26 protein-coding genes and 1 tRNA gene are annotated in these 25,599 nt (G+C 40.2%); 11 read left to right on the top strand and 16 right to left on the bottom strand.

Features of this window, described 5'->3' with window-relative positions; all coding sequences use genetic code 11:
- Positions 1 to 84 precede the first annotated feature (84 nt).
- The 3 genes from H6G76_RS31590 to H6G76_RS31580 all read left to right on the top strand — a co-directional run bounded on the left by H6G76_RS31590 (position 85) and on the right by H6G76_RS31580 (position 2,815).
- Positions 85 to 1,137 carry an aldo/keto reductase gene (locus H6G76_RS31590; RefSeq protein WP_190709720.1) on the top strand — a complete coding sequence of 351 codons (1,053 nt, stop codon included), beginning with the start codon at positions 85 to 87 and terminating at the stop codon, positions 1,135 to 1,137.
- Positions 1,138 to 1,268: 131 nt separating this feature from the next.
- Entirely contained in the window at positions 1,269 to 1,835 is a 567-nt protein-coding gene (gene dps, locus H6G76_RS31585; RefSeq protein ID WP_190709717.1) for a DNA starvation/stationary phase protection protein Dps, read from the top strand.
- 263 nt (positions 1,836 to 2,098) lie between these two features.
- On the top strand, positions 2,099 to 2,815 hold the full coding sequence (locus H6G76_RS31580) for a pirin family protein (protein ID WP_190709715.1): 717 nt from the start codon (positions 2,099 to 2,101) through the stop codon (positions 2,813 to 2,815).
- 234 nt (positions 2,816 to 3,049) lie between these two features.
- Here the strand turns inward: H6G76_RS31580 and H6G76_RS31575 are convergent, their stop codons facing one another.
- A complete protein-coding gene (locus tag H6G76_RS31575; RefSeq protein WP_190709713.1) occupies positions 3,050 to 3,895 on the bottom strand; it encodes a DUF1206 domain-containing protein in 846 nt (281 codons plus the stop codon).
- A gap of 633 nt (positions 3,896 to 4,528) precedes the next feature.
- Between H6G76_RS31575 and H6G76_RS31570 the strand changes: the two genes are divergently transcribed.
- Entirely contained in the window at positions 4,529 to 6,241 is a 1,713-nt protein-coding gene (locus tag H6G76_RS31570; protein WP_190709711.1) for a bifunctional diguanylate cyclase/phosphodiesterase, read from the top strand.
- 142 nt (positions 6,242 to 6,383) lie between these two features.
- The gene (locus H6G76_RS31565) at positions 6,384 to 6,965 is read left to right on the top strand and encodes a hypothetical protein (protein ID WP_190709709.1); all 582 of its coding nucleotides are present in this window, start codon (positions 6,384 to 6,386) and stop codon (positions 6,963 to 6,965) included.
- Between the two features lie 129 nt (positions 6,966 to 7,094).
- Here H6G76_RS31565 and H6G76_RS31560 read toward each other — a convergent pair whose 3' ends face one another.
- The 3 genes from H6G76_RS31560 to H6G76_RS31550 form a co-directional block, all read right to left on the bottom strand.
- Positions 7,095 to 7,400 (bottom strand): hypothetical protein, encoded by a 306-nt coding sequence (locus H6G76_RS31560; protein ID WP_190709707.1) that lies wholly within the window; start codon positions 7,398 to 7,400, stop codon positions 7,095 to 7,097.
- 195 nt (positions 7,401 to 7,595) lie between these two features.
- The gene (locus H6G76_RS31555; protein WP_190709705.1) at positions 7,596 to 7,964 is read right to left on the bottom strand and encodes a hypothetical protein; all 369 of its coding nucleotides are present in this window, start codon (positions 7,962 to 7,964) and stop codon (positions 7,596 to 7,598) included.
- A gap of 138 nt (positions 7,965 to 8,102) precedes the next feature.
- Positions 8,103 to 9,140, bottom strand: a complete 1,038-nt coding sequence (locus H6G76_RS31550; RefSeq protein ID WP_190709703.1) for an aldo/keto reductase — start codon at positions 9,138 to 9,140, stop codon at positions 8,103 to 8,105.
- 59 nt (positions 9,141 to 9,199) lie between these two features.
- On the opposite strand from H6G76_RS31550, the gene H6G76_RS37900 reads away from it, so the two are divergent.
- The gene (locus tag H6G76_RS37900; RefSeq protein WP_277883149.1) at positions 9,200 to 9,325 is read left to right on the top strand and encodes a hypothetical protein; all 126 of its coding nucleotides are present in this window, start codon (positions 9,200 to 9,202) and stop codon (positions 9,323 to 9,325) included.
- Here H6G76_RS37900 and H6G76_RS31545 read toward each other — a convergent pair.
- A complete protein-coding gene (locus H6G76_RS31545; RefSeq protein ID WP_190709722.1) occupies positions 9,313 to 10,293 on the bottom strand; it encodes an aldo/keto reductase in 981 nt (326 codons plus the stop codon). The two genes, H6G76_RS37900 and H6G76_RS31545, sit on opposite strands and share 13 nt — an antisense overlap.
- A gap of 129 nt (positions 10,294 to 10,422) precedes the next feature.
- Complete coding sequence (locus H6G76_RS31540) at positions 10,423 to 11,157, bottom strand: hypothetical protein (RefSeq protein WP_190709701.1); 735 nt, start codon at positions 11,155 to 11,157, stop codon at positions 10,423 to 10,425.
- 276 nt (positions 11,158 to 11,433) lie between these two features.
- Between H6G76_RS31540 and H6G76_RS31535 the strand changes: the two genes are divergently transcribed.
- Together H6G76_RS31535 and H6G76_RS31530 are read left to right on the top strand one after the other, a co-directional pair.
- Positions 11,434 to 12,699: a glycoside hydrolase family 10 protein gene (locus H6G76_RS31535; protein WP_190709699.1), complete on the top strand. Its 1,266-nt coding sequence runs from the start codon at positions 11,434 to 11,436 to the stop codon at positions 12,697 to 12,699.
- Positions 12,700 to 12,834: 135 nt separating this feature from the next.
- Entirely contained in the window at positions 12,835 to 14,457 is a 1,623-nt protein-coding gene (locus tag H6G76_RS31530; protein WP_190709697.1) for an RluA family pseudouridine synthase, read from the top strand.
- 263 nt (positions 14,458 to 14,720) lie between these two features.
- Here H6G76_RS31530 and H6G76_RS31525 read toward each other — a convergent pair whose 3' ends face one another.
- The gene (locus H6G76_RS31525) at positions 14,721 to 15,458 is read right to left on the bottom strand and encodes a 2-phosphosulfolactate phosphatase family protein (protein ID WP_190709696.1); all 738 of its coding nucleotides are present in this window, start codon (positions 15,456 to 15,458) and stop codon (positions 14,721 to 14,723) included.
- A 236-nt stretch (positions 15,459 to 15,694) separates the two neighbouring features.
- On the opposite strand from H6G76_RS31525, the gene H6G76_RS31520 reads away from it, so the two are divergent.
- Both H6G76_RS31520 and H6G76_RS31515 read left to right on the top strand, forming a co-directional pair.
- A complete protein-coding gene (locus H6G76_RS31520) occupies positions 15,695 to 16,111 on the top strand; it encodes a BlaI/MecI/CopY family transcriptional regulator (protein WP_190709694.1) in 417 nt (138 codons plus the stop codon).
- A 2-nt stretch (positions 16,112 to 16,113) separates the two neighbouring features.
- Entirely contained in the window at positions 16,114 to 16,959 is an 846-nt protein-coding gene (locus H6G76_RS31515) for a M56 family metallopeptidase (RefSeq protein ID WP_190709692.1), read from the top strand.
- 88 nt (positions 16,960 to 17,047) lie between these two features.
- On the opposite strand, the gene H6G76_RS31510 is transcribed toward H6G76_RS31515, so the two are convergent.
- The 3 genes from H6G76_RS31510 to H6G76_RS31500 form a co-directional block, all read right to left on the bottom strand.
- Positions 17,048 to 18,532: an FAD-binding protein gene (locus tag H6G76_RS31510; protein ID WP_190709690.1), complete on the bottom strand. Its 1,485-nt coding sequence runs from the start codon at positions 18,530 to 18,532 to the stop codon at positions 17,048 to 17,050.
- Between the two features lie 144 nt (positions 18,533 to 18,676).
- Entirely contained in the window at positions 18,677 to 19,261 is a 585-nt protein-coding gene (locus tag H6G76_RS31505; RefSeq protein ID WP_190709688.1) for a TIGR00730 family Rossman fold protein, read from the bottom strand.
- 7 nt (positions 19,262 to 19,268) lie between these two features.
- Positions 19,269 to 19,997 (bottom strand): isopentenyl transferase family protein, encoded by a 729-nt coding sequence (locus H6G76_RS31500; RefSeq protein WP_190709686.1) that lies wholly within the window; start codon positions 19,995 to 19,997, stop codon positions 19,269 to 19,271.
- Positions 19,998 to 20,778: 781 nt separating this feature from the next.
- Between H6G76_RS31500 and H6G76_RS31495 the strand changes: the two genes are divergently transcribed.
- Positions 20,779 to 21,054: a hypothetical protein gene (locus H6G76_RS31495; RefSeq protein ID WP_190709684.1), complete on the top strand. Its 276-nt coding sequence runs from the start codon at positions 20,779 to 20,781 to the stop codon at positions 21,052 to 21,054.
- A 288-nt stretch (positions 21,055 to 21,342) separates the two neighbouring features.
- Here H6G76_RS31495 and H6G76_RS31490 read toward each other — a convergent pair whose 3' ends face one another.
- The 6 genes from H6G76_RS31490 to H6G76_RS31465 form a co-directional block, all read right to left on the bottom strand.
- Positions 21,343 to 21,639 (bottom strand): hypothetical protein, encoded by a 297-nt coding sequence (locus tag H6G76_RS31490; RefSeq protein ID WP_190709681.1) that lies wholly within the window; start codon positions 21,637 to 21,639, stop codon positions 21,343 to 21,345.
- Positions 21,640 to 21,843: 204 nt separating this feature from the next.
- Positions 21,844 to 23,055 carry an aminotransferase class V-fold PLP-dependent enzyme gene (locus H6G76_RS31485; protein ID WP_190709679.1) on the bottom strand — a complete coding sequence of 404 codons (1,212 nt, stop codon included), beginning with the start codon at positions 23,053 to 23,055 and terminating at the stop codon, positions 21,844 to 21,846.
- 24 nt (positions 23,056 to 23,079) lie between these two features.
- Positions 23,080 to 23,151: transfer RNA gene (locus tag H6G76_RS31480), tRNA-Asn, on the bottom strand.
- Positions 23,152 to 23,300: 149 nt separating this feature from the next.
- Entirely contained in the window at positions 23,301 to 23,852 is a 552-nt protein-coding gene (locus H6G76_RS31475; RefSeq protein ID WP_190709677.1) for an NYN domain-containing protein, read from the bottom strand.
- A 289-nt stretch (positions 23,853 to 24,141) separates the two neighbouring features.
- Positions 24,142 to 24,819: an ABC transporter ATP-binding protein gene (locus tag H6G76_RS31470; RefSeq protein ID WP_190709676.1), complete on the bottom strand. Its 678-nt coding sequence runs from the start codon at positions 24,817 to 24,819 to the stop codon at positions 24,142 to 24,144.
- A gap of 13 nt (positions 24,820 to 24,832) precedes the next feature.
- Positions 24,833 to 25,105 (bottom strand): hypothetical protein, encoded by a 273-nt coding sequence (locus H6G76_RS31465; RefSeq protein WP_190709674.1) that lies wholly within the window; start codon positions 25,103 to 25,105, stop codon positions 24,833 to 24,835.
- Between the last annotated feature and the right edge of the window lie 494 nt (positions 25,106 to 25,599).

Below are 25,599 nucleotides of genomic sequence, written 5' to 3'. Positions count from 1 at the left end.
ATTTGCATAACTTAAGCAAAAAATAGCAAAGACAGAAGTAGCCAGCCCTCGGTACACTCAATGTCAACCAGTGAGGAAGTTATTATGAGATACAAACTCTTGGGCAAAAGCGGGTTAAGAGTCTCTGAACTTTGCTTGGGAACGATGACGTTTGGTGAGGACTGGGGTTGGGGTGCTTCTGTTGATGAAAGCAGCAAAATATTTGATACTTTCGCACAAGCAGGTGGAAATTTTATTGACACTGCGAATGGTTACACCGACGGTAGTAGTGAGAAAATTGTCGGTGAATTAATTGCCAAAGACAGAGAACGCTTTGTAGTTGCAACTAAATATTCTTTTCCCCTACGCATGGGTGAAAAAAAAGGCGATCCTAATGCTAGTGGAAACCATCGCAAGAATTTGATGCAGTCTTTGGAAGGTAGCTTAAAACGGCTGAATACAGACTACATAGATTTATTTTGGTTACACGCTTGGGATTTTACCACTCCTATTGAGGAGGTGATGCGATCGCTTGATGATGTGGTGCGTCAAGGTAAAGTTCTTTATATCGGTATTTCTGATGCACCAGCTTGGATTATCTCTCAAGCTAACACCATCGCTCAATATCAAGGCTGGACACCGTTTGTAGCTCTGCAAATTGAGTATAACTTGATTCAACGCACACCAGAGCGAGACTTAATACCAATGGCGAAAGCTTTTGATTTAGCCATCACACCTTGGTCGCCGTTGGCTGGTGGGGTTCTCACAGGTAAATACAACAAGCCTTTGCAACCAGGGGAAGAACAAGGAAGATTGTCAAATCCAGAAATGGGTAATGTCTCAGAACACAGTTTAGCGATCGCTGAGGTGGTCAGTCAAGTTGCTTCAGAAATCGGACATTCACCTTCTCAGGTAGCAATAGCTTGGTTACGCGCCCAAAGCAGTGTAATTATTCCTATCATCGGCGCACGCAAACTTAGCCAGTTTCAAGATAACTTGGCTTCTTTGGATGTAACTTTATCGCCAGAACATTTGCAACGCCTAAATGAAGTTAGTAAAATTGAACTCGGTTTTCCGCATGACTTCTTGCACAATGATCTGATCCGCGATCGCTTATTTGGTGGCACATTCGGTACTATAGACAATCATCACCAATGAATAAGTGAGGATATCTAAGTATGATTAAGATAATAATTCATTAACGCCAAAAAACCATCTGTCTTGGGGAAGTTCCGCACACTAAAGGATTTTTTGTAGACTCATTGTGTCGATCAAATAAAGAAAGAATCATGAGCGACAATAAGCAGACATCCCGCCTCTATCCTACTCGCATCGATATTCCCGCAGAAGCACGTTCTCAAATCGTAGTCATTCTCAATCAAACATTGGCAGCTACTTTGGATTTAAAAACCCAAACCAAGCAAGCCCACTGGAACGTTAAAGGTACTGACTTTTATCAGTTACATGAATTGTTTGATGAGATTGCTGGCGAATTAGAAGAATATGTTGATATGGTTGCTGAACGCGTTACCGCTTTAGGTGGCTACGCTTTCGGAACAGCTAGACTTGCTGCTAGTAATTCCATCTTGCCAGAATATCCTCTCGATATTTTAGATGGTAAAGCCCACGTAACAGCATTGGCAGACCGCTTTGCACTTTACGCTAAACATATTAGAGAAGCGATCAACAAAACCAATGACTTAGGTGATCTAGATACAGCTGACCTTTATACAGAGGTTTCTCGCACCATTGACAAGCGACTCTGGTTCTTAGAAGCGCATCTGCAAATAGATGAAATCAAAGCAGAAAACGGTAATGCTGCTAGTACAACCAGAACACCAGCATCTGTGAGATAAATGCTTTAAAACCTAATAGTATCCTTTTGGTAAGTACGCCACTTTTTAGTGCGTACTTTTCATTTTATAGGTAGATATTCTAATATTTAAATATGCCAAAAATAAATGAATGTACTTAAAAAATACTTTCGTTTTTTGGCAGTTACAACATTGCACGTTAACTAGGTTAAATAATTAAATTTGTAGAGACGTAGCAATGCTACGTCTCTAGATTGCCAAAAATTTCTGCACATAAACATATGAATTATTGACGAGGTAAATTTATGGCTCAAAATACAATTAACTATCTAGTTCATGATAGAAATAATCGGGGTCGTAGCCAAACTGGTTGGCTAGATAGCTTCCACTCATTTTCCTTCGGTCATTTTTACGATCCGAATCGCCTGGGTTTCCGTTCTCTCAGGGTAATTAACGACGATCGCATCGCTCCTGGTGCTGGCTTTCCTACCCACGGACATCGAGATATGGAAATCCTGACCTATGTGCTGTCTGGTGCAGTTGAGCATAAAGATAGTTTGGGTACAGGGTCAGTAATTCGTCCTGGTGACGCACAAATTATGAGTGCGGGTACAGGAATCATGCACAGCGAATTTAATCCCTCGCCAACTGAACCACTGCACTTACTGCAAATCTGGATTTTGCCTGATGAGCAAGGATTAGCCCCTAGATATGAGCAAAAGGCGTTTTCTTTAGCAGAAAAACGCGGTAAATTACGCTTAATAGCAGCCAAAGATGGACGCGACGGTGCAGTGACAATTCACCAAGATGTTGATCTATACACCTCTGTATTAGAGAGTGGTGATGTTGTGAATTATCACTTGAAACGCGATCGCTACGCTTGGTTACAAATAGCCCAAGGTGTAGCAACTTTGAACGGTGACGAACTCAGAGCCGGCGATGGCGTACAAATTAGCGGCGAAGAACACCTCGAAATTAGCACCGACATTGGCGCGGAAATTCTGCTATTTGATTTAGCTTAACGGCAAGATCCCCGACTTTTTTTAAAAGTCGGGGATCTGAACATCTTGATGGTTAAATATCAAATAGGTTTTCTATGTAGTAAACCGTGTAGGAGATCCAAACAAATCTGTTGCAAGAGTGCCTATTGCCAGCCTCAACGGCTAGTTTGTAAATTAAGTAGGATTGCTATAGTTGCTAAAAACCTCATATAGCATTTTTCTAGTCCCTAACCTCTAGCCTCTAGTCTCTACTTTTTATTGATTATCAATCCGGCGATAACGAGCCTCAACCAACGAATATATTCCGTAAGCAATCAAACCTAAAGCAACTAAACCGAGAATCCAAGGGCCAAAAGGCTGCTGCGCTAAAACTGCTAAAGCTTCACCCAAACCTTTCGCTTCACTAGCATCAGAATGGCGTGCTGCTTGAATGAAGAAAATGCCGATGATGGCAAAGACAATACCACGAGCAGCTATCCCAAATCTACCTGCGCGTATTGCCAAGGTTCGCTCATCAGCAGACATTTCCTGCAATTTAAAATGGCGACGAAACTTAGCTTTGTAGGCTTCGTAAAGATAAGAAATACCAACACTAATTACAATTATCCCAAGTAATCCCACCAACCATTGACCAAAGGGTTGAGCTAATAATCGTGCTGTCCAGTCTTGAGTGGAATTATCACCACCGCCGCCCGAACCGATAATCAGCTTGATTGCTGTCCAAGCTAAAGCAGCATAAGCTAAAGCACTAAAGGCATATCCCAAACGTTTAATTACTTGTTTAGTATCCGCTTGACCAGAGTGTTCAGGGTCAAAAATCGCCTCTGCTAACCGCCAAAGTGCATAACCAATTAAACCAACAGTCAAAATAGTTAACAGGAATTTCCCAAAAGGTTGAGAGACAATAGTTTCTAGCGCACCACTGGTATCTGTGGTTCTGCCACCTGTACCAAAGGCTGCTTGTGCTGCCAACAAACCAACAACAAAATAGACAATTCCTTTAGCGGCAAAACCTAATCTTGCTAAACGCTCAAAAGCAGGATTAGCAACTGCTTGTCTGGCTGGTTTTTGAATGTTGGGAGGTAAATTTGGTCTTGTCATAATTTTTTATATACTCCTCCTAAATAATGATTTGATTAAGAAAAAACTAATGTAATTTTCTTCTAAACAAGATATTACTTAAGTAGCCAATTGAGTAACTGAGATTGGTAACTCAGTCAAGCATAAAATTGGGTTATGAAAGTTAAAAGATTAGCAAAAAATTTGGCTTTTATTGCTATTTATTGGGAATTTAGCTGATCTGGCACAGAGCGGTTAAATTCTAAATTCCAACAGAAAGTTTGTAGGCGATCGCCCATCACAAAAATGCTTTCCCAAAAACCTTGGCAAATGCCCCTATGTAGTCTTGAGTTTGCCTTGGTTTGGCAATGTATTCACCTTCCTACCGATGGAAATTAATCTTATCCAAGGGATGAAATCAGTAAAAAAGCTATTTTTTATACTTTTTTATCTATTTGATAGTAATTTTACTTAAATAAATTTTCAGTATCAAACTGCCTGTATATTTTGCTTTACAGAATCTCTATAGAAAAATTTATACCGTTGATAGATAGTTGGGGAAGCATAATATATAACCCACCCGTAACTAGTTATTTTCGGTGGAGTATGAATTGCCAATTGTACTGAGGAAACATTGGTAATCAATTTGCGATGAAACTACTTAAAGCAAAATCTATGAAACTCAATCAAAAACTTGACCTATATTCATCTCTAGCTCAATTTCCGTTACTCAAGCAAAGTTACACTGCCAAAATCATGACAGTAGCTTTTTTGGGTACTCACGTACCTCTGCTAACTTTGCTATTTTGTTTCGTTACTTCTAACTCCTATTCTTGGGAAATGGCAGTGCGAGTACTACTCATAGCTCTTGTGGCGACGCTAGCAGGTACAGCAGCAACCCTCTATGCATTGCGCTATCTGCTTGCTCCAGTAATTTCGACATCTGGTGCATTGCATGATTATTTATATTCAAAAAAATTACCCCAACTGCCTACAGAATTTGTAGATGAGGCAGGTACACTCATGGCGGATACCTCACAAACGCTGCATAAACTAGATGAGTTAATTCATCAGATTAGCAACTATGACAACTTGACTGGATTACCAAATCGAGATTTATTTCGCGATCGCCTTTATGAGTATGTATCTAAATCTCATAATCCCCAACAGCTTGTAGCTGTTCTTTCGCTTGGTATCGATGATTTCACAGCTATTAATCATGGGTTGGAGCATGAAAAATCTAACTTACTCTTAAGAGCAATTGCCCAACGTTTAACAAACTGTATGGGACAAACAGATATCCTGGCCTATTTGAGCCAAGATGAATTTGCGATCGCTCATACTGAGGTCATTTCATTTGAAAACGTCATTAAATTATCCCAGTTAATATTAAGTAACCTATCCAAACCTTATTTGATAGGTGGACAGCAGATTCACATTACAGCCAGTATTGGAATCACAGTTAATGATTTAGGCGATCGTCACAGTGTAGATAGCCTACTACAACAGGCTCATATGGCACTGTATCAAGCAAAACAACAAGGGCGTAGCCAATACCAGTTTTATTCACCAGAAATTAACGCTCAATTGCAAGAGCGATTAGTACTAGAAAATGAATTACGTGGTGCGCTCGAACGCGGCGAAATGGTAGTTTATTATCAACCCCTGATAGATTTACAAACCAGACAAGTAACTGCTATGGAAGCATTAGTACGTTGGCAGCACCCTACAAAGGGTTTGGTTTCGCCAACCAAATTTATTCCTATTGCAGAAGATAATGGTTCAATCGTCTCTATTGGTGAATGGGTGTTGCGAACCGCCTGCGCCCAAAATCGTGCTTGGCAGCTTGCCGGAATGCCACCAATTCGGATGTCAGTTAACCTCTCAGCAAGGCAATTTGAAGCACCAAACTTAGTAGAGGTTGTCAGGCAAATCCTTCAAGAAACAGGATTGCAAGCATCTTATCTAGAATTAGAAGTTACTGAAAGCTTTTTGATGGGTGATATTCAGCGTTCAGTTCAAACCCTTCAAGAATTAAGGGAATTAGGCATCTGGCTGGCACTAGATGACTTCGGTACTGGCTACTCTTCTTTGAACTACCTGAAGCGTTTTCCTGTAAATATGCTCAAAATTGATCGGTCATTTGTGCAAGATGTCACCTCAAATCCTGATAGTGCTGCTGTGACTGATGCCATCATTGCCTTAGCTAAAAGCCTCCAACTGAAAATCACAGCCGAAGGAGTGGAGACTCAAGAACAGATGGAATATTTACAAAAGCGTAGTTGTCAAGAAGGTCAGGGATTTTATTTTGCTAAACCTGCACCAGCCGAAAAAATCACCGACATCCTAAAGCAAAATTCTCAACAAATACAAGAAGTAGCTGCATAGAACGTAAGGGCGAACGGCTGTTCGCCTCTAATGTATCCTTCGTATTATTTCTTCATTTTTATTGCCATGATATTTAACAGAATTTGACCACTATAAATACTGGTGTTAAAAATGATTAATTATTTTGGTGCATTTTGTCATTATGACTAAAGTTCAAAGATTAGCGCACAAGATGTTGCAGTGCCAGGAAGAGTCTGTGAGGTTTTCCGTCACACTCCTCCCAAGTGAAAACGCACGCCTAGAAAAACTTGCTCAACTGATGGGCTACACTAAAAGTGCCTTTTGTAGTGAACTCATCGCTGCTGCATTAGATGATATGGAAGAGGTGATTGATACGCCTGACTCTCATATTGATCAATTTCTCCCATCAGCTGAGGAATATGCAGATGCTTTCATGGCTATTGAAGCAAACCTGACTGTGGGACACAGAGCTATGTTAAAGGCTCATTACCATTTCCCAAATCGTACTGCAACAACTTCTGACCTAGCTAAAGCAGCTGGTTATGAACATTACGGCGCAGTTAATCTGCAATATGCCAGATTAGGCTATCTGCTGGCAAAACATTTAAATCGCTCTTTGCCAACCCATGCTGATAATTCTCCATTTCCTACTGCATTTTTAGTAGAGTGGAGTTTTCAGGATGTCTGGTACTGCACTTTGCACCCACAAGTGGCTGAAGCATTACAACTGGTAAGTTTAGTAGGTTGGCAAAAATCAGCTTAATTTCGGGTGTTTAGTTGAAGATTTATTATAAAGACCACAGAAAATAGAGGAGAGGGCTTTTACGATTTTGCATAGGTTTGGAGTGACGCATCAACCAAACTTTTAAGCGCGTTGCACAGCAGATAAAAGCTACTCCTCTTTTTTCGCAAACAGTTCTAGCAAACCAACTGTGCCGACAAAAAAAGTATAAGTTGCATATTTAATTGGTATTTTATTTTTTGTAGAGGCATAAAAAGCAGCGATCGCAGCTTCAATTAAGTGAGCCGTGAGTACAAAACGCTCCAGCCAAACAATCGGGTTCAGACTGCTCGGTATCTGATTGTGATTTAATACAGCATAAATGTTCCTTACTTCTAAGCCAATTGCAGCAGTTATCAGAATTGTCGATATAACTTTTACAATTGTGGCCAGGGTTTTTTTCAAATCTGAATTCATGCTTAGTGTTAAAAATTTTCTGTTAACTAATGTCCACTCTGGCTAAATCTATAGGTAGTTTAATGCGTATTGGGTTTAAATTTTTATGATATGACAAAAATTTTACTTTACTAATAAACGGAGATGTTGCCTTAACCTAGAAATTTTAGTAGTGAATTTAAGGTAGATTTTTCAACTACATATACTCCTCGTATTTTATCTGTACTCTATATGCCAGCCTTCTTGGTGTAATGGAACTAGTAGTTTGGCTATATCTTCTTCGGCTTCTGCCCCTTGATCAGCCTGGTTCGCTCTTTGCCAAAAATAGATACCATTAAGAATTAACCCCAAGGCTATAAAAATAAAAAGAATATAAACAATGATGGGAAGTTTTATGGCTGGAATTGGGATTTGAGGTGAATTGAGAGAAGGCAAATGTTTCAAAAAATTATTAACAGATGCTACCAGAAAGAAAGGAAAAATAGCAACTAAACCGGCTGATATAAATAAATAGATTGCTTTAAGTCGTCTTGTAACAGCAAGATCACGAATATTTTGTCCAGACTGACGATGCAGTTTTGACATTTAACATCTCAAATGAGGAAGAGTTAACTAGCTGATATTTTTAGCAAGTTTTACCTTTCAAGCTTTGAAAATACATAAAAATTAGCATAAAAAAGTTAGGCGATCGCCTAATATCCCAAAAGCGATCGCCAAGATTAATTAACCTAACCACTCAGGATTTTTCGCGGTACTATCAAACTGGTTAGTAGTTTTAAATAATTCATATTGACCTTTAGCCGCAGCTTGGCGAGTCCGGTTGAGCAATGCCTGAACTTGCTCTTGACTCATCGGTTTAAATGTGCGTGCGGCTTCAAAGGCTTGGTCTAAGATTTCCATTCTTTCAATGCCTGTAATTACGGTTGAAGTTGGCAGATTCATCGCGTAGTGCAGACATTCAATAGGTTTAACTGTGTTGCTTTTGAGAATGTTTTGGTCGCCCATTGATTTCATGCCCAAAACGCCGATTTTATCTTTAACTAGTCTGGGCAATACTTGACGTTCAAAACTGCGGAAGTGTGCATCCATAACATTCAACGGCATCTGCACTGTATCAAAACGAAAGTTATTTTGATCTGCAACATCCAGCATTCTGAGGTGAACTAATGGGTCTTTATGGCCAGTAAAGCCTATATAGCGAACTTTACCTGCTTTTTGTGCCTCAAGAACTGCTTCCATTGCACCACCGGGGGCAAATATGCGGTCTGGATCTTCCATACGAATTACTTCATGATGCTGCAACAAATCGATGCGATCAGTTTGTAGTCGTTTGAGAGACTCATCAATCTGCTTGGCTGCTGCTTCTTTGGTGCGACCGTCAATTTTTGTCATCAGAAAGACTTTTTGACGATAGCCATCCCGCAGAGCTTTACCCATACGAATTTCGCTACCGCCGTTATGATAGTCCCAGCTATTGTCCATAAAATTGATGCCGCGATCAATGGCAGTGCGGATGAGCTTAATACCTTCTTCCTCATCTTTCGGTCTACCAATATGATGACCTCCTAGACCAATTACAGATACTTGTTCTCCAGTACGTCCAAGCTGTCTGTAAATCATCTCGCCTTTTTTAGTTTGGGCTGGATGCGCTTGATTTTGAGCTAAAACTTGTTTGGACAATCCAGATGCAGCAAGCATCCCTACTGCACCCAAACTAGAAGCAGAAGCTACCTTGAGTAAATCCCGTCTGCTGATATCCACAAAATAATCCTTGAAATAATATTATTACGCCCTCTTAGCTTTGCACTGTAAATACTCAAGTGCATCTAACTGGTGAAGGAGAAAGAAGTAGGTTACAGGTTATAGGTGACAGGTTATGGAGTGGGATGGCTAGAAGACAAAAAACTCTTAAAAAAGCGATCGCCATCATCCATCATTTAGTCTGAAATATATTTTGCACCATGACTTTATCGGAACTAGCAGCTGCTTGATCCAATTCGGCAATTTCTTGTGAGTTGAGATACCAACCTAAAGCACCAATATTTTCTTGTGCTTGTGCTATTGATTTTGCCCCAGGGATAGGGATAGTTCCTTTACAAATACACCAGTTGATGGCTACCTGTGACATAGTTTTGTTTTTAGCTTGGGCAATTTCTTTTAAAGATAATAAAAGCGATCGCGCTCCTGGCAATAATTGTCTAAACAATAAACCACGTATACCTTTAGGTAGTTGCCCTTTTTCTGAGTATTTACCTGTTAATATTCCTAGTGCCAAAGGGCTATAAGCAATTAGTTTTATCCCTAATTCATCGCATACATCTTTTAGTTGCAGTTGTGTCACAGGATATGTAGACAATAATGAATACTGAACTTGCAAGGTAGAAATCGGAACACCTCGTTCCGCAAATCTTTTATGCACAAGTTTGAGTCTCTTAGGGCCGAAATTAGATAGGCCAACTCCCTTAACTAGCCCTTGTTCATACAAGTCAGCTAAACCATCCAAGAGTCCTTTTTCTTGCCAAGGTGCATAGTTACCTGTAGACCAGTGCATCTGTACTAAATCAACGTTTCTACCTAAGCGTTTGTTGGAAGCTTGACAGGCTTTAATCATTGATTGGCGTGTCCATCTCCAAGGATAAGCAGCCAGTTTTGTAGCAATACAAATATTTTCTTGGTTTAATCCCTGATATTCTTGAGTAAATCGCCCCAAAAGTAACTCACTGCGTCCATTCAATCGGCCAGTGCCGTAAGAGTCGCCTGTGTCAAACAGAGTTACACCGTTGCTGACACATAGGTTAAAGACAGATTGCAACTGATCATCCATGCTTTCGTTGTATCCCCAAAGCAGTTGGTTTCCCCACGCCCAAGTTCCACAACCCATTGTTGAAACTCTTAGTTCTCGGCTAATGTGCATTTTGATTCGTTCTAACATCAATGTTCATTAGACCTCTTGCAAAAAGAGTTTTGCAAGGGGGAAAGGTAATTAGTAAAAACGGTAAAAGTATTTCCCTTTTCCCTCTTACCCCTTACCCTTTCCCCTGCTTTATATAATCAGCCACACAGCTAAACCCCAAAAAGGCACAAATCTCAACCAACGTTTGTTACTTCCCTGTGGTTCAATGTCTCCCATCAACACAGCTTGAAACACAGTAAAAAACACTATATCTACACAAAAGGCAATTGTTATGCGATCGCTAATCAAACTCTGCATAAAATATTGTCCTCTTGCGCTTAAGTCTCCGAATTCTGGTCTGCCTAAGATGCTCCATATTAAGGCAATGACACCTATTGTTAGTCCAATCCAGCCAAATACACGCGCTAACAAGTTTTTATTATCAACTGCTATTGGAGGTTTCGTTGCTCGAATCGCCATGTAAGGACACAGAAAAACATTGGTGAGGAACATTCCTAAACCCCAAATCAGCACTTTAGGCAATCCATATCCACGCGGATCGGCTAGCAGTAGGGGGAGAAACATGAACATCCAAGCTAAGGCAAAGTTAAATAGAGCTTCTAACAAAGGATGGGCGATCGCATCTGGTATGACTTTAATCCCAATAATATTTAATATTGGCAAGATGAAAAAAAAGTTAACTGATTGATTCCAAAGTTCTTGTAAAGTCTGGGGTTGAATTGCCCAAATGGGTTCTCCAGGTAGTATTTGTTGTGGTGGAGATAACAACAGAACATAAATGTAAGCTAATGAAATTAACCAAAGCAGCCAACTCATGAGACGCTGATATTGGGGCTGTTGCTGTGGTTGATTTGATATGGTCATAATAATGCTTTGGTTTTTGATATTATTAAGTTATTAATAATACAACTTTGTATAAGTAATATTATGGTTCCCAATCGCTAAAAACTATGAAAATTAAAGACTTGATAAAATACTTGCAAGTCAAAACGTATATTAGGCACAAATAGATACTAGTTACGTCAATTAACATTGTAAAGTCTGCTTGATTTCCTCCGGTGCAAAAATTCGATGTGCTGCATTGAATGAACAACTACCAATTAACCATTTCTCTGATAAAAAACACAACTTAAATGCGATATGGCTAATAAATTCCATCACAAAAATGTGCGATGGCGTGTGTGGGTAGCTGACAAATCATTCAAACCGATGAGGCTGGGTACCCTTGTGCAAAGTTTTCGGCGTAGGGTCAAGGGTTTTTTACCAATACTCGCGTTAATATCTTTGTTTACAGTAGTGTTAGTAGACAGCCTAACACCGGCGATCGCCCAAATACCACGGCAAGAAATTCGTGGGGTTTGGATGACTAACAATGATTTTAATACCCTCAGAGAACGCGACAAAGTTCAAGAAGCTGTTAACCACCTACGACGGCTCAACTTCAATACTATCTATCCTGTGGTATGGAATTCTGGCTATGTCATGTATCCTAGTGCTACGGCGCAACGCGCTGGAATTCAGCCCTTTGTTATGCGTGGTACTGATGGGCAAGATATTCTCGCAGACTTGATTAATCAATCTCATCGCAAGGGACTGTTGGTAGTTCCTTGGTTTGAGTTTGGTTTCATGGCTCCCCCAACATCAGAACTCGCCCTCAATCATCCAGAGTGGTTGACAAGAAAGCGCAACGGTAGCGAAACATCTATGAGCGCGGCGGGTGAGGTTGTGTGGCTGAATCCTTTCCATCCCCAAGTGCAGCAGCTAATTAAAAATCTTGTGCTGGAAATTGTAACTCAATACGATGCTGACGGTATTCAGTTTGACGACCATATGAGTTTGCCGTATGAATTTGGCTACGATAAATACACAGTAGCTTTGTATACTCAAGAAACTAAAAAAACACCTCCATCTAATCCTGAAGATCCAGCTTGGGTAAAGTGGCGCGCGGATAAAATCACTGCTTTTATGGTGCAACTTAACCAAGCAGTCAAAGCCAGAAAACCCAAGGCAATTTTCTCCGTTTCTCCTAATTACTACGAATTTGCTTACAAGTTTCACCTGCAAGATTGGCTGAATTGGGTGCGTCAGGGAATTGTGGATGAGTTAATTGTGCAAGTTTATCGCCCCAATCTGCAAAGTTTTATCGCCAAGATTAGCCGCCCCGAAATTCAAGAAGCTCAACGAAGAATTCCTACGGGAATCGGCATTATGGCAGGCTTACGCAATAATCCTGTATCCATGCAACAGATTAAGTCGCAGGTAAGGGCAGTCCAAGAACGTGGTTTGGGTGTATCATTTTTCTATTATGAAAGCCTGTGGAACTCGGCTCCTGAAACTGTAGCTGAACGTCAGGATGGATTTAAAAATCTTTTTCCATATACGATGTTACGCGCCAGAATTGAATAGAAATTTTCAATTCAGAATAAAATGCGATCGCTTGCTGTTTTATCAATTCAGGTGATCGCATTTTTTCATTGGGATCAGCACAAGCGCGATAGGCTGCTTCTTATAGTCACCTATAGGCTTGATATCATATCTTGTATGGTGATACTACATCCGCTTTCAGACTTTATTGACAGCAATTTAACTGACAACGCCTCATCTCCTAGCTATTACTATGAAGGGTGCTGTCCGCATACGGGTGAACTGCTGAGATTACCCCGCACTGCTTTTGTAGAAGCGATCGCAATTAGTTTAATGAAGTACCTTGCCACTGATGAGCGTTATGCCTGTGAAGGTAAAATGTATGGGGTATTGTTAGTAGAACTGCCTTCTGGTGAACAACGGATAATCAAAGCTTTTTCAGGATTATTGAATGGTCAAAGTGTATTTGCAGGTTGGGTTCCGCCAATTCCAGGGCGAGAAGAAGTGGTTTTTGAAGAAGCTCAAACCTTAGCCCAATTAGAAGCAATTAAACAGGAGATCATCAGCTTACAGCAACTACCGCAACGACAGGAGTATGAAAAACTTGCTTGGGAGTTTGAACAACAGTTACAAGCAATGAGCGATCGCCACCGTCATTGCAGACATCAACGCCAAGAAAAACGCCAGCAACTTTGCCAAACCCTCACAGGCGAACCACTCACTTTTGCCCTTGCACAACTTGATGAAGCCAGCCGTCAAGATGGAATTGAACGACGACAACTAAAACGCCAACGCGATGCTATTTTACAGCCTCTTCAGCAGTTAATTACAGCAGCAGACGTACGCATACGCGAACTAAAACAACAACGTAAAGCTTTGTCGCGTCAACTCCAAGCACAGATGCACGCCACATACTCTTTAATGAATTTTTTCGGGCAGTCTTTATCATTACAAAAATTAATGCCAAATGGCTTACCAACTGGGACAGGAGACTGTTGCGCCCCAAAGCTGCTACATTATGCAGCTACACACCACCTTAAACCCCTGGCAATGGCAGAATTTTGGTGGGGTTCATCTTCAGGCGATAAAGTACAGGGGCAATTTTATGAGGCTTGTGCAGAACGCTGTCAGCCGTTGATGGGCTTTTTGCTGTCGGGGATGGGACAAGAACTTTGGCGAGAAACCATTATTTATGAAGACGAATGGTTGATAGCTGTAAACAAACCTGCTGGGTTGCTTTCAGTTCCAGGCAGATACCAGCAAACCCAAGATAGTGTGCTGAATCGTTTGCGTCAACTTTTACCTGATGGTATGGCATTAATGACTGTGCATCGTTTAGATCAAGATACTTCTGGTATTTTGTTAATAGCACGCGATCGCCAAACCTATAAACAACTCAGCCAGCAATTTCAACAGCGACAAGTTCATAAAATATATGAAGCCATACTTGCTGGCTCTATTACAACTGACCAAGGTTTAATTGAGCTTCCATTATGGGGAGATCCTGAAAATCGTCCTTATCAACAAGTTAATTGGCAGCATGGTAAACCAAGCTTGACGCGTTTTCAGGTTATTTCTCAAGAAGGCGACTACACCCGTGTAAAGTTTATGCCGCTAACAGGACGTACCCATCAATTAAGAGTTCATGCGCTGGTAGGTTTAGGAGTAATGATACTGGGCGATCGCCTTTATGGATGCTGTGCCAATGTTAATCGTTTACATCTCCATGCTAGGGAAATCATTTTTCAACATCCTCACTCAGGAAAAACTTTACATTTACAGACTAAAACGCCTTTTTAGTTTTTGTAAACTCTAACTATTGAGATTTTATTTTAAGCTGATTTGCTGTTTACTCCTAGCCATTTAAGTAAGTGTTTGCCCCTGGCATAATTACCAGGGGCATTTTTAACATCTAAATGCAAACAGAACAAGCGTCGCGTAAAGATTAATGGTTCCAGATAGGTAAACAAAGCTAAAATTTGCAAATTTAAATTTGGAATAATTTCCAAATCAGTCCAATACAACAACAAGAAAAACTGTGTATTGATAATGCATGATAAATTTTAATTTTTGCTTTTTAAAACTCCTATTTCATGTTGCATTGGCAAAACATCTAAAATATCAGTTTGGGAACAATATTTTAGGTCTTCATGGCAATCAAGACGTAATAATCGTTTGCCGTGACTAGCATGATGGAGTAATCCCAATAAATTATCCTGCCATTGTGAATAAAGCGCGATCGCACTAATTAATTCATCGTTACCAGCTAATTCATCTGGTGTAATGTGGGATTTTTCTGCCAGGCTATGAGCGATCGCGCCTGCACAAACTGTATCCTCTAGAGCAAAACTACCTTCCCAACCAGAACCGACAATCCAGACTGTTGCGGGTTGCTTTTCTAGAAGAAATTGCACGATCGCATCTCGGTTAATTAACGCCCCTGCTAGTACAGCCGGAGAATTTTGCACCCGTTGTAAAGCACGAGTGCCATTAGTGGTACTAATAAACAGACGACGACCCTCCACTAGCTCTGGTGTGCAGTCTAGGGGAGAGTTACCGAGTTCAAAGCCTGCTACTTTAGCACCGCCGCGTTCTCCGGCTCGTAAACGTTTTTCGGATGGCCATTGTTCGCTAACCTCCATGAGTTTGTTTAAATCGCTGAAGACTTGCACCGCTTCGCCTCCAGCCGCTAAGACTGTGGCAATTGTGCTAGTAGCTCGCAAGACATCGACTGCGATCGCGCAGTCTGGAACTTCATTCGTCGGAGTTAATTCCGGAGTGTGGTATACGAATAGCTTCACGCGCTGGATACACCTGCTCTAAATTCTATTGTCGAGATACATTCTAAATTGTGTTACTAACTAAAATGACAAATTAAGCAATAGTATTTTCTAGAGGGAATGCCAAGATTTAGGCCAATGAGGACAAATAACGGTAATCTGAAAGCAGAAAGGATCTATCTTTTAGACGTTGCTAGACAAATTTTCTTGTGAATCAAGAGGCTCTATCTAAAACCTAAAATCCAAAATTATTGCACATGGCACCTTTACCCGACTACCGTCCAAAACAACTGTCTGTAGGCCCTTTAGAAGCAGAAATTTTGAATATTATCTGGGAATTGGGTTCTGTTACAGTCAAAGATGTACACGATCGCATTCTGGCTGACCCTAACAGAGAATTGGCTTATACTTCCGTCACTACAGTTCTGCGGCGGTTGACAGAAAAAGGTTGGCTAGCCTGTGATAAGCAAGGTCGAGCCTTTTATTGGCGGCCATTGTTGAGTAAGCAACAAGCACAGGTAATTAAGGCTCACGATCAGTTACAACGGTTTTTAGCGGTGGGCAATCCTGATGTGGTCGCGGCCTTTGCCGATAGTCTCGATGAAACTGCTAGCAAGCAAATAGAAGCGATCGCTAAACGCATTCAAGCTGCACGCCAAGCCAGGGAGGAATAAAAATGCATTTAGTAATAATTTTGGCTACTTTGGCAGTCTCTTGGATCTTAAGATGCTCTTGGGTGAATAGCCAAGGAAATTGGAACGCACGGTGGCGGCGATCGCTATTTGTATTTCTCTTTCCGCCTTTGCTGATTTTCATGACGGCGATCGCTGTTTTATTCATGGGGCCGCAAGGCAAAATGGGAGGAGCATACACAGGCTGGTTCAGCTATGACTTAGCATTCATGAGCTTGGGCTTTTTTGCCTTTTTATGCATTAAACTGGCTGTTCAAGGTTGGCAATCTGTACAATCGGCTCGTCACTCTCCTTTAGTCAATCTTGATAGTCAACCAGTCAGACTGCTTAACACGCCAGCACTGTTTGCCGGACAAATTGGTTTTTGGCAACCTGAACTAGTAGTTAGCCAAGGACTGCTGCAAACTCTCTCACCTGCTCATGTGGAAAGCGTCTTAGCCCACGAGCAAGGACATCACCATTACCGAGACACATTTTGGTTTTTCTGGCTGGGTTGGGTGCGTTCCTGCACCGCTTGGTTGCCCAATACAAATGCCTTGTGGCAAGAATTGTTAGTATTGCGAGAACTCCGTGCCGACAGTTATGCGGCATCTCAGGTAGATCCATTGCTGTTAGCAGAATCGCTGCTGTTGGTTGTTAGCCAAACCTGTGTATTACCTGAATCTGACATTTGCTGTGCTGCCTTAGATGATGGTGTAGGCGATCGGCTAGAACAAAGAATCAATGCTTTATTAGCACCACCAGAACCAACAGCTACAACAAAATGGCGATCGTGGCATGGATTTCTGTTAGCATTCTTGCCGTTATTAACAGTCTTATTCCATGCTTAGACGATAAAACTTCAGTTTTAAAAAGTAGCGTTACAGGCGTTGCATAAATGCGAGATGAATTGAGATTGTTAGCCTTTGCAACGCCTCGCTATATTGCAGTTTGGTTTGGTGCTAATGCTTGAATAATACCTTGACCTGGAGTTAGCAAGTTATCAGGATCGTAACGGCGTTTTGCACTAACTAACTTTTCCCAACACGAACCAAAATGCTGCTTCCAATCATCCCCAGAAAAAGGAACAGAACTAATTGGATATATATAACCACCTAAATCACGATTTTGCTCAAATATCTTGCGATTATCGTTCATCATTTTTGTCACTGTAGAACTATCTGGTGGGTCTGCTGTTCGTAAAATAGAAAACAGAAACATCACTTTTTCCTTTGGGATTCGGAATAAAGGTAGTTGAAAGCGTTTAGTTTTAACTGGATACAGTAATATTGGCCCTTGGCCAGTGTTAGCTAAGGTTAAGCTAGCAGCGACTTCTGCAACTAAAGTTTCCACCGCACTATTAGGCACAAATAAATCTACCCAAGGATGGGGAAAAGACCAAACCCCAATAGAATTGAGAAAAGCAACTGTAGACTCTAAACGATTGAGAAAATCAAAGTAAGTTTTATCCTCTATTTTTTCTGTGCCGCGATTATAGTTTAAGCCAGCAAGTAAATAGCTATTATTCGGGACATTTGGTGGCGTATAAAAGCTAGCTGCTTCCAACATATAACGCCATCCCCCAGTATCTTTAGCAATTAATTGTCCTTCTACATAATCAAAACGCTCATCATTGATTAATAAGCGTTGGTCACGTGTAAATGTGGCTAAATCGTCATAATACAGTTCAAATACGCGCGCATTGGTAGCAGCCGGAATAAGTTTAACAGTGGCTTGAACAATAATTCCGCATTGACCCAGCCCTGCAAGTACAGATTCATATAGATGGCTGTTTTGTAATTGTGAACAGGTTTCTAGTTGACCAATACCAGTCACTACCTTGAGTTCTAAAACATTGTCCACCATAACGCCGTGACGATGAGTTGCACCGCCAATACCCCCTACCGATAGAGTTCCACCAATAGAAAGCCCTATGTAATCTGTGAGAACAGGTGGGGTTAATCCCTGCGGGAGCGTCTGTTGCAATAACTGACTCCACAAAACTCCTGCATCCACAACGGCGCGGTCTGTTCCTACAAAATGAATTTTGTTGAGCGTACTCATATTAATCACAATCCCAGCTTCTACTTGCGACTGACCACGAGTAGAGTGAGCTTGACCACGGGCGGCTACTTTAATTTTATGAGTACGAGCAAATTGAATAATTTGAACAATATCTTCAATTGACCCAGGATAAAGTACTGCGATCGGTTGACGATGTATGATGTTACCGAAGTCAACACTAGCACTAGCAAGAGTTTCACTATCTGTGTAAAGCTGCCCATCTAATTGAGGTAATTTTTCAAAGATAGATACTGCATTAGCAGATGTTACCCAACAACACTGGTCAATACTAAACCCAATCACAATAGCACTAGCAGCCAAACCCTGTAAAATTTGTCGGCGCGAAGGATTTTTTTTCATGATTGTCTATTTGATACTAAGTTGCGTTCAGAAATAGTATTCCTACTCCCTACTCCCAGCCCAAGTGACTATTTTTGATTGCAACTTGTTATGAGCCATGAATTTTCAACATATAAAATCATTAGGTTATTAGTTAGCTGTTAGCTATATCAAAACAGTAGTACCATCTACCATTAAGGCGCGTTCTTGCTCAAGCTGGTCTAGCATTAATTCCACGTCATCGTAAACACGTATTAAAGCACGAGCTTTATCTGACACAAATCCTTCTTTAACTATGTGGTCAAGGTAGGCCAGTAATGGATTAAAGAACCCTGCTATATTCAGCAAAATCACGGGTTTTTTGTGAATCTCAAGTTGTGTCCAAGTTAAGATTTCAAATAATTCATCAAGTGTCCCAAAGCCACCAGGGAGCGCAACAAAAGCATTGGATAATTTATACATCACAGCTTTACGCTCGTGCATACTAGTTGTTTTTAATAGTAAAGATAGCCCTGGATGAGCAATTTCATATGGGATTAAAATTTCTGGAATAACGCCTACAACGTAGCCTCCAGCTTGCAGGCATTCTGTAGCAATTGTACCCATCAATCCAATGGAAGCACCACCATATACTAAACCTATTTGCCGTTGTACCATCTTCGTAGCTAGTACACTGGCAATAGTTTGATACACAGGTTTAGTTCCAGATTGCGAGCCACAAAAAACACAAATATTGAACTCTGGACGCATTATTTTATTACTGGGTTAATTGGATTAAGCTATTGTTGTGTTGATAATTATTTAGTATTCTTTCAAAGAAAATGTATTGTTTTTTTGAATAATTTATGTGAGCATCTAGTATTTTTTGAGTCAGGTGATTATATGTCAGTTCTCTATTTGTTATATTATCAATATCTTTTGGTGTAATATTGTTTGCAAAACACCAATCTATTATTTCCTTATAACCAACTACAGTTCGCACAAAGTCAATTTGTTCTTGATGATTCCACAGTATTTCTATTTCTTCAATCATTGATAGAGTCTGACCTTGAGGTCTAAGCATTTCTTGAATTCGATGCTTTACTTTTTGTTTATACATTGGCTCATTAGCTACTGTTAAATATTCAATAGTGATTTGATGCCTTTTGAGTTCTGCACTACTAAATAAAGCTTTCCAAAGTGATATAGAGCCTCCTTCGAGAATCACCATATCATGTTGATTTTCTAGCTTTCTTAGCAGAATAACTAATAGTAAGTATGCTTGGTCAGCACTAAGTTCGCCATCAGTTACTTGGCGTTCTGTAAGATATAAACGAGTTGTTCCAAAAAGCTCATCTGGGTTAGGTCTTCCACTTCCAGTAGCAAGTTCAGGATAAGTTTGAATTCTATCAATCACAATTACTGGTACACCTGTTTTTAAAGCAAGAGAAACTGAGCGAGACGTTTTACCTACACCTGTACCGCCAATAATAATATGCAATTTCATTAAATAAATATCCTTACACTAGATTGCCGATAAGAAACGGTTGGCAAAATATTTTTACCATTGGAAAAACAATGTGATTTTAGATATGAGTAAATTAGGTTGCAAAGTTATATATGCAATCCAAATAATCTTAGTTTGTTCTAAAATACTAAAAGTTTATTGTTAATAAATGCATATTACTGACTTCAGTTAACCAGCCAATTTTTGAGCTATCATCTATTGATTAGCCTAAGTAATATTCTGGTTTAAGGCTAAAATAAAAGCAACTAATCTAACGCATATTTACTGAAAGATTATATTGTTGTATTTATATATCAAGAGGTATCTACGAAAAATTAAGCATTAAAGGTTGTTACACCAGTTAAAGCTCAAAAAATATATAAATTTTTTATGTAGAATAATATTAACTGCTACTTAATTACACTTAGGATGTGTACGATAATGTATATTAAGCAAGTTAACTGTCCTGATATTGTTAGGGTTTAGAGAGAGGAAAGCGAAAATACACCAGAGATCGCTCTTAATAAATTCATGAGAATTGATTTACCCACAAGAATCGCCCAGTGAAAATTTTTCTTTAACCAACCACATCTGTTATCTCTGCAATTAAGCTGAGTCTACAACAGAGGTGAACGTTATATTACTGAGACAATTATAAACTATTGTCCTGGAATCAGTTATTTCACTGATTACAAACATATTTACGTAATGGAATATAGGAATCGGGAATTCTAAGTACTGATTTTCCCAAATTACAGTTTATGAATAATATGAGAACCCTATGACAACAGTACAGCAAAAAGCATACTTACTCACAGAGCAACAACGTGATGCATTACTTAACTATCTCCTAGACCGTCCATATCGTGAAGTTGCAGCAGGAGTGGAATTTCTCAAAAATGCACCAAGTACTATCCTTAATATTGAAGTTCCTGAACCACAAGGAAGTACACCAACACAAGGGGAACCTCAATCTAATGGGAATACACAACAGGAAGTAGAAGTACAAGTAGCTCCCTCATCTCAAGAAGAATTTGCTGTCCTTAGCCCTGTCTAAACTAAGTTTTATTTGAGTAGTTTTTCTGTACTATATCCGCTTCGACTGGTGAGGATTTGTTGTCATTGATAACTCTTATCTTCCCTTGTTCTTCTAGTTTTTTAACTTAGTAATCAAATTTACATAATTTAAAGAGGGTGCAGTAAATTGCACCCTCTTTTATTAAATTCATCAATTGTATAAATTCACATCTTGCACCAAGCGACTTTTCGCAAAATCCAAAATGGTATAGCTATCTAGAGGATTAATTTTATTTGATTACAAAAAAGTGCATTTTTGTAATTAATGTCAAGGTTTATCCGATGGTAAAGCTTGAGGTTGGTTGTTAGGCGAGCGCTTTTCGTGCCTTTCGATTTTTTGTAAACGAATTTTTAAGATTGTAGCTGATAAACTTCTTCTTTGAGCTAATATTTGAATTTCTTTTTCAAATCTTTCCCTACCCTCCCTAAAAAAACTGGACTCTCTGGGATGCGAGATACCATTAATTACTGGGGCAGGAGCCTGTTGAGCTAAAACAGGAGTAGTGAGCAATAATCCTAGACTCAAAGTTGTAGCTTTGACAAAATTAGATAAGATATTTTGCACAATTAGTTCACCGTAGAATATTAAATTTCTGTTTAAGCAGCCTATAACTATCGTAGCCAATCTAAAAATTCAGGCTGTCTTCTCAGTGGTATAGGAAAACTATAGGACTAGTATTTGATTTTTGAAAAAAATTCGTACATTCTTAGCTGCCTTAGAAGTTATTACCTATTGCCTATTGCCTGACTACACCAGTATGTTCAGTAATCAACCCGGATTCCTATATGATAAATCCTTCAGTATTTTTGCCAAATACTGATATTCCTCTAAGGTGTTATAAATCTGTGCTGAAATTCTTACTAGCAACCGAGGTGATTCTTGCCAAGGAACAACTTGTACTTGAATGCCAAATTTATCAAACAACTCATCATGTAAAGACATATAATTGTAACGTTCCAAGCTTGCAGGCATAGGTATTACCGCCATTGAACCAATCATTTCTTCTGGACAAGGTGGCTGTACTTCTAATGCATCACAAAGTGTTTGTCTTCCTTCTAACACTAGCTGATGGTTACGCTGCATTAATTCTGTCCAGCCACCAGATAATAATGAATCCATAAAAGCGATCGCTTCCGGTATGCACATATAAGCTGTAGGATCGTCTGTACCTGTCCAGTCAAATTCCAACTGAAAGCGGCTTTTATCGGTGCGCGGTGAATTAGCGCCGTGGCTAATTGTTAAAGGATGAATTTGAGAGTGCTTATCCCGCCGTACATACAAAAATGCGGCTCCTTTCGGGGCAGACAACCATTTATGGCAATTTCCGGTATAGTAAGTTGCACCAATCTCTTGCATATTTAGGTGAACCATTCCCGGTGCATGAGCGCCATCTACCAAAGTTTCTACACCCCGCACCTGCAATTCCTGCGCCAACTGTTGAATCGGAAAGATTAATCCTGTCTGGCTCGTAACGTGATCTAATAATGCTAATCGGGTTTTGGATGAAATTTTGCCAATTACTGCTGCAATTACCTGCTGTGGTGATTCTATCGGAAAGGGAACCTTTGCCACGACTACTCGCGCCCCAGTCCGATTTGCGATGAAGTCTAACGCATTACGGCAAGCATTGTACTCATGATTGGTAGTGAGAATTTCATCATCAGGTGAAAAATTTAGAGAACGCAACACTGAATTCACAGCAGTTGTCGCATTCGGGACAAATACTAAATTTTGAACATCAGTATGAATAAAAGCTGCCAACTTGCTTCTCGCGTTGTCTATCAGTGGTTCCCACTTTCTACCAAAAAAATTTACTGGGTCTTGCTCTAACTGCGATCGCAAATTCTGTTGCATCGCTAACACAGCCTTAGGACAAGCACCATAAGAACCATGATTAAGAAAAACTACATTAGTATCTAGTGACCATAGCTCTTGGTAAGATGAAGGGTGAAGATTTAAATTTAACTCTTCATACTTCATACTTCAACCTTCATAATTTTTAAACTCCCCAGGCTGGATTCGAACCAGCGACCAATCGATTAACAGTCGATCGCTCTACCACTGAGCTACTGAGGAACGATGCCGCTCACAATATCTAATAGTAGCGTAGTCACTCTAAAATGGCAAGTACTTTCGCTAACTTTTTTTGCTGAACCCAATCTTGCAGATAATGGCAACCAAAAACCCCTTCTGGAGGCAGATTAGAGACTTTTGGATGCTAATAGCTACTGTAATCCCATACGCAATGCAGCCAACTTCTGGCGTGCTTGGTCATCAATAGCACTAGCCAAAAATCTACTATTTGATTTTTTACGAGTTTGATATTTTTGACGTACTCGACAAACTGTAGTTTCTACTGCACTGCACAGTTGTTGCGCTGATAACCATTCAGCCCCATACCCCTGTACCACCAACTGTTGCGCCCTGTCTGAGGTTGCCACAATCATCCGAGATATTCGAGATGTGGTAATGTGCGATCGCAAAGAGGCACAAATTTTTTCGATATAAGTATCTGCCGTTTGCCCAAAATCAGTGTAATAAACTGAGACAAGTTCTGTAATAACTTCCTTATTACTAGAGGCGTTATGATATTGGGCATCGAAAACTATTTGAGTGTCATAACCTTGAAACGCACTGTAACCAATCATCGCTTCGACTAGTTCCCAGCGTGCTGCCTCTAAGCCAGCACTATCACGGGTTTTTTTCAGACAAGGCCAAGCGCCTATTATATTGTAGCCGTCCACCAAGAGAACGGCTGGGACTGAGGTACGGGGCATGGTTTTTAATCACAATTTTCTAGAGTTAGCAAAATCCATTCATAACTTTTATAGTAATTGAAGCATTGCTTGTAACACTATGTTACAAATTAGCCAAAAATGCGAAGATTTTGCAAAATTAATCTAGAAAAACCCCTGCCAAATATAAACGCGCCTTATTTAAAGACGCGTCTTAGATGTTAGTAATTATTGATTAATTAGCTTGATGGCAGTTACCAGATAGACTAGAACCAAGACTAATTACCAAACCTATTGCCTATTGCCTGTTGCCTGTTGCCTGCTAGATGACTCAGGGGACTTCATCATGTACTGCCATTAGACGTTGTTTGAGGCGTTGAGGTTCACCCCAATCAACTAAGGAACCTTTTTCTAACAAAAAAGCACCGTCGCAGTAGTTCAACTCATCTAAGCGATGTGTCACCCACAAAGCTGTCATACCCCGACTTTTAACTAAGCGGTGGACACCAGCAACTAAATCTAGTTGACTATCTGGGTCGAGTAAAGCGGTGGGTTCATCTAATAATAAGATTTCACAGTGACGAGCGATCGCACCTGCAATAGCTACACGCTGTTTTTGTCCCCCACTCAATGCATATATAGGACGCAATTGCAAAGAAAGCAAATTGACAGCCCCTAAAGCTTCCTCAACCCTTGCCCTCACCACAGCAGGCGGTAACTTTTCTTCCACTAGCCCAAAAGCTATATCAGCACCAACAGTTGGCATCACCAGTTGATGATCAGGATTTTGAAAAACAAACCCGACAGGCTGCAAAACCCCAATTTCACCCCTCTGCGGTACTAATAACCCTGCCAACAATCGGAGTAATGTTGATTTACCACTGCCATTAGTCCCCAAAAGCATCCAAAATTCACCCTTGGGTACTTCTAAAGAGCAAGATTTGATTGCCGTCTCACCATTAGGCCAACTAAAATTTAGATCTTTAACCTGGATGCCCACTTCCGCCATTGCTACACCTTACTTACTCACCAGCTAAGGCAAAAAAGCCAGGTGGTCTGCCACTAGCAGTGCTGACACCATCTTTCTGAATTATTTGTACTCCAGAAATTTCACTAGCACGGACGGCAACTTTTCTTTCTACTTTGCCTTCACACTTGAGTTCCACAATATCAGGATTGCCAGAACGCATCGCTGCCAAAATTAGCTGATAGACAGCCTCAGCATCTTCTGTAGTTTTACGTTGTACTGATATGGGGAAAGCAGTGTTTCTTACACTTATGTCAATAGTAAACATTTAGCCTTAATCAAACATAGCTGTAGCCATCATTTTAGCGTTCAGTGATGAGGGAATGGGGAATAGAGAGTGGAGAGTGGGGAAAAATGTGTTTTTTTCATTCATAGTTAAGTAACGCACCCAGTCTCCTGTATTAAATGAGAATTTTTTAGGGAATCAAAAAATCTCCTCAAACCCTACTCCCGACTCCCTAATCACCACTTCCTAATCCCCAAAATATCAAATTTGATTCAGAATCCCCTGGAAAAATTCCCGATTTTTACCTAGAATTATTAGAGTCGGTAAAAAATTGTAAATTGGATTGACAACCCAGTTAACTTTCTGCATGAGGCTGGCTGTAAAGTTAGACCAAAAGCAGAACTGTACTTATAAGATATTTGGAGATTCACTCTCATGACCATCGCAGTTGGACGCGCCCCCAGTAGAAGAGGGTGGTTTGACGTATTAGACGACTGGTTAAAGCGCGATCGCTTCGTATTCGTAGGTTGGTCAGG

Origin of the sequence: Nostoc sp. FACHB-152, assembly GCF_014697475.1 — a bacterium.
Lineage (GTDB): Bacteria > Cyanobacteriota > Cyanobacteriia > Cyanobacteriales > Nostocaceae > Nostoc_B.
Note: the sequence above shows the minus strand (reverse complement) of the source record. Positions and strands in the feature narration are given on the sequence as shown.

Excerpts from the sequence above, each read along its gene's own strand:
- H6G76_RS31570 (WP_190709711.1), top strand. The coding sequence starts at position 4,529 with ATGAAACTCAATCAAAAACTTGACCTATATTCATCTCTAGCTCAATTT.
- H6G76_RS31520 (WP_190709694.1), top strand. The coding sequence starts at position 15,695 with ATGGCACCTTTACCCGACTACCGTCCAAAACAACTGTCTGTAGGCCCT.
- H6G76_RS31465 (WP_190709674.1), bottom strand. The coding sequence starts at position 25,105 with ATGTTTACTATTGACATAAGTGTAAGAAACACTGCTTTCCCCATATCA.
- H6G76_RS31495 (WP_190709684.1), top strand. The coding sequence starts at position 20,779 with ATGACAACAGTACAGCAAAAAGCATACTTACTCACAGAGCAACAACGT.
- H6G76_RS31560 (WP_190709707.1), bottom strand. The coding sequence starts at position 7,400 with ATGAATTCAGATTTGAAAAAAACCCTGGCCACAATTGTAAAAGTTATA.
- H6G76_RS31515 (WP_190709692.1), top strand. The coding sequence starts at position 16,114 with ATGCATTTAGTAATAATTTTGGCTACTTTGGCAGTCTCTTGGATCTTA.
- H6G76_RS31545 (WP_190709722.1), bottom strand. The coding sequence starts at position 10,293 with ATGCACATTAGCCGAGAACTAAGAGTTTCAACAATGGGTTGTGGAACT.
- H6G76_RS31500 (WP_190709686.1), bottom strand. The coding sequence starts at position 19,997 with ATGAAATTGCATATTATTATTGGCGGTACAGGTGTAGGTAAAACGTCT.
- H6G76_RS31485 (WP_190709679.1), bottom strand. The coding sequence starts at position 23,055 with ATGAAGTATGAAGAGTTAAATTTAAATCTTCACCCTTCATCTTACCAA.
- H6G76_RS31590 (WP_190709720.1), top strand. The coding sequence starts at position 85 with ATGAGATACAAACTCTTGGGCAAAAGCGGGTTAAGAGTCTCTGAACTT.
- H6G76_RS31470 (WP_190709676.1), bottom strand. The coding sequence starts at position 24,819 with ATGGCGGAAGTGGGCATCCAGGTTAAAGATCTAAATTTTAGTTGGCCT.
- H6G76_RS31565 (WP_190709709.1), top strand. The coding sequence starts at position 6,384 with ATGACTAAAGTTCAAAGATTAGCGCACAAGATGTTGCAGTGCCAGGAA.
- H6G76_RS31505 (WP_190709688.1), bottom strand. The coding sequence starts at position 19,261 with ATGCGTCCAGAGTTCAATATTTGTGTTTTTTGTGGCTCGCAATCTGGA.
- H6G76_RS31540 (WP_190709701.1), bottom strand. The coding sequence starts at position 11,157 with ATGACCATATCAAATCAACCACAGCAACAGCCCCAATATCAGCGTCTC.
- H6G76_RS31475 (WP_190709677.1), bottom strand. The coding sequence starts at position 23,852 with ATGCCCCGTACCTCAGTCCCAGCCGTTCTCTTGGTGGACGGCTACAAT.
- H6G76_RS31510 (WP_190709690.1), bottom strand. The coding sequence starts at position 18,532 with ATGAAAAAAAATCCTTCGCGCCGACAAATTTTACAGGGTTTGGCTGCT.
- H6G76_RS31530 (WP_190709697.1), top strand. The coding sequence starts at position 12,835 with ATGGTGATACTACATCCGCTTTCAGACTTTATTGACAGCAATTTAACT.
- H6G76_RS31575 (WP_190709713.1), bottom strand. The coding sequence starts at position 3,895 with ATGACAAGACCAAATTTACCTCCCAACATTCAAAAACCAGCCAGACAA.
- H6G76_RS31535 (WP_190709699.1), top strand. The coding sequence starts at position 11,434 with ATGGCTAATAAATTCCATCACAAAAATGTGCGATGGCGTGTGTGGGTA.
- H6G76_RS31555 (WP_190709705.1), bottom strand. The coding sequence starts at position 7,964 with ATGTCAAAACTGCATCGTCAGTCTGGACAAAATATTCGTGATCTTGCT.
- dps (WP_190709717.1), top strand. The coding sequence starts at position 1,269 with ATGAGCGACAATAAGCAGACATCCCGCCTCTATCCTACTCGCATCGAT.
- H6G76_RS31580 (WP_190709715.1), top strand. The coding sequence starts at position 2,099 with ATGGCTCAAAATACAATTAACTATCTAGTTCATGATAGAAATAATCGG.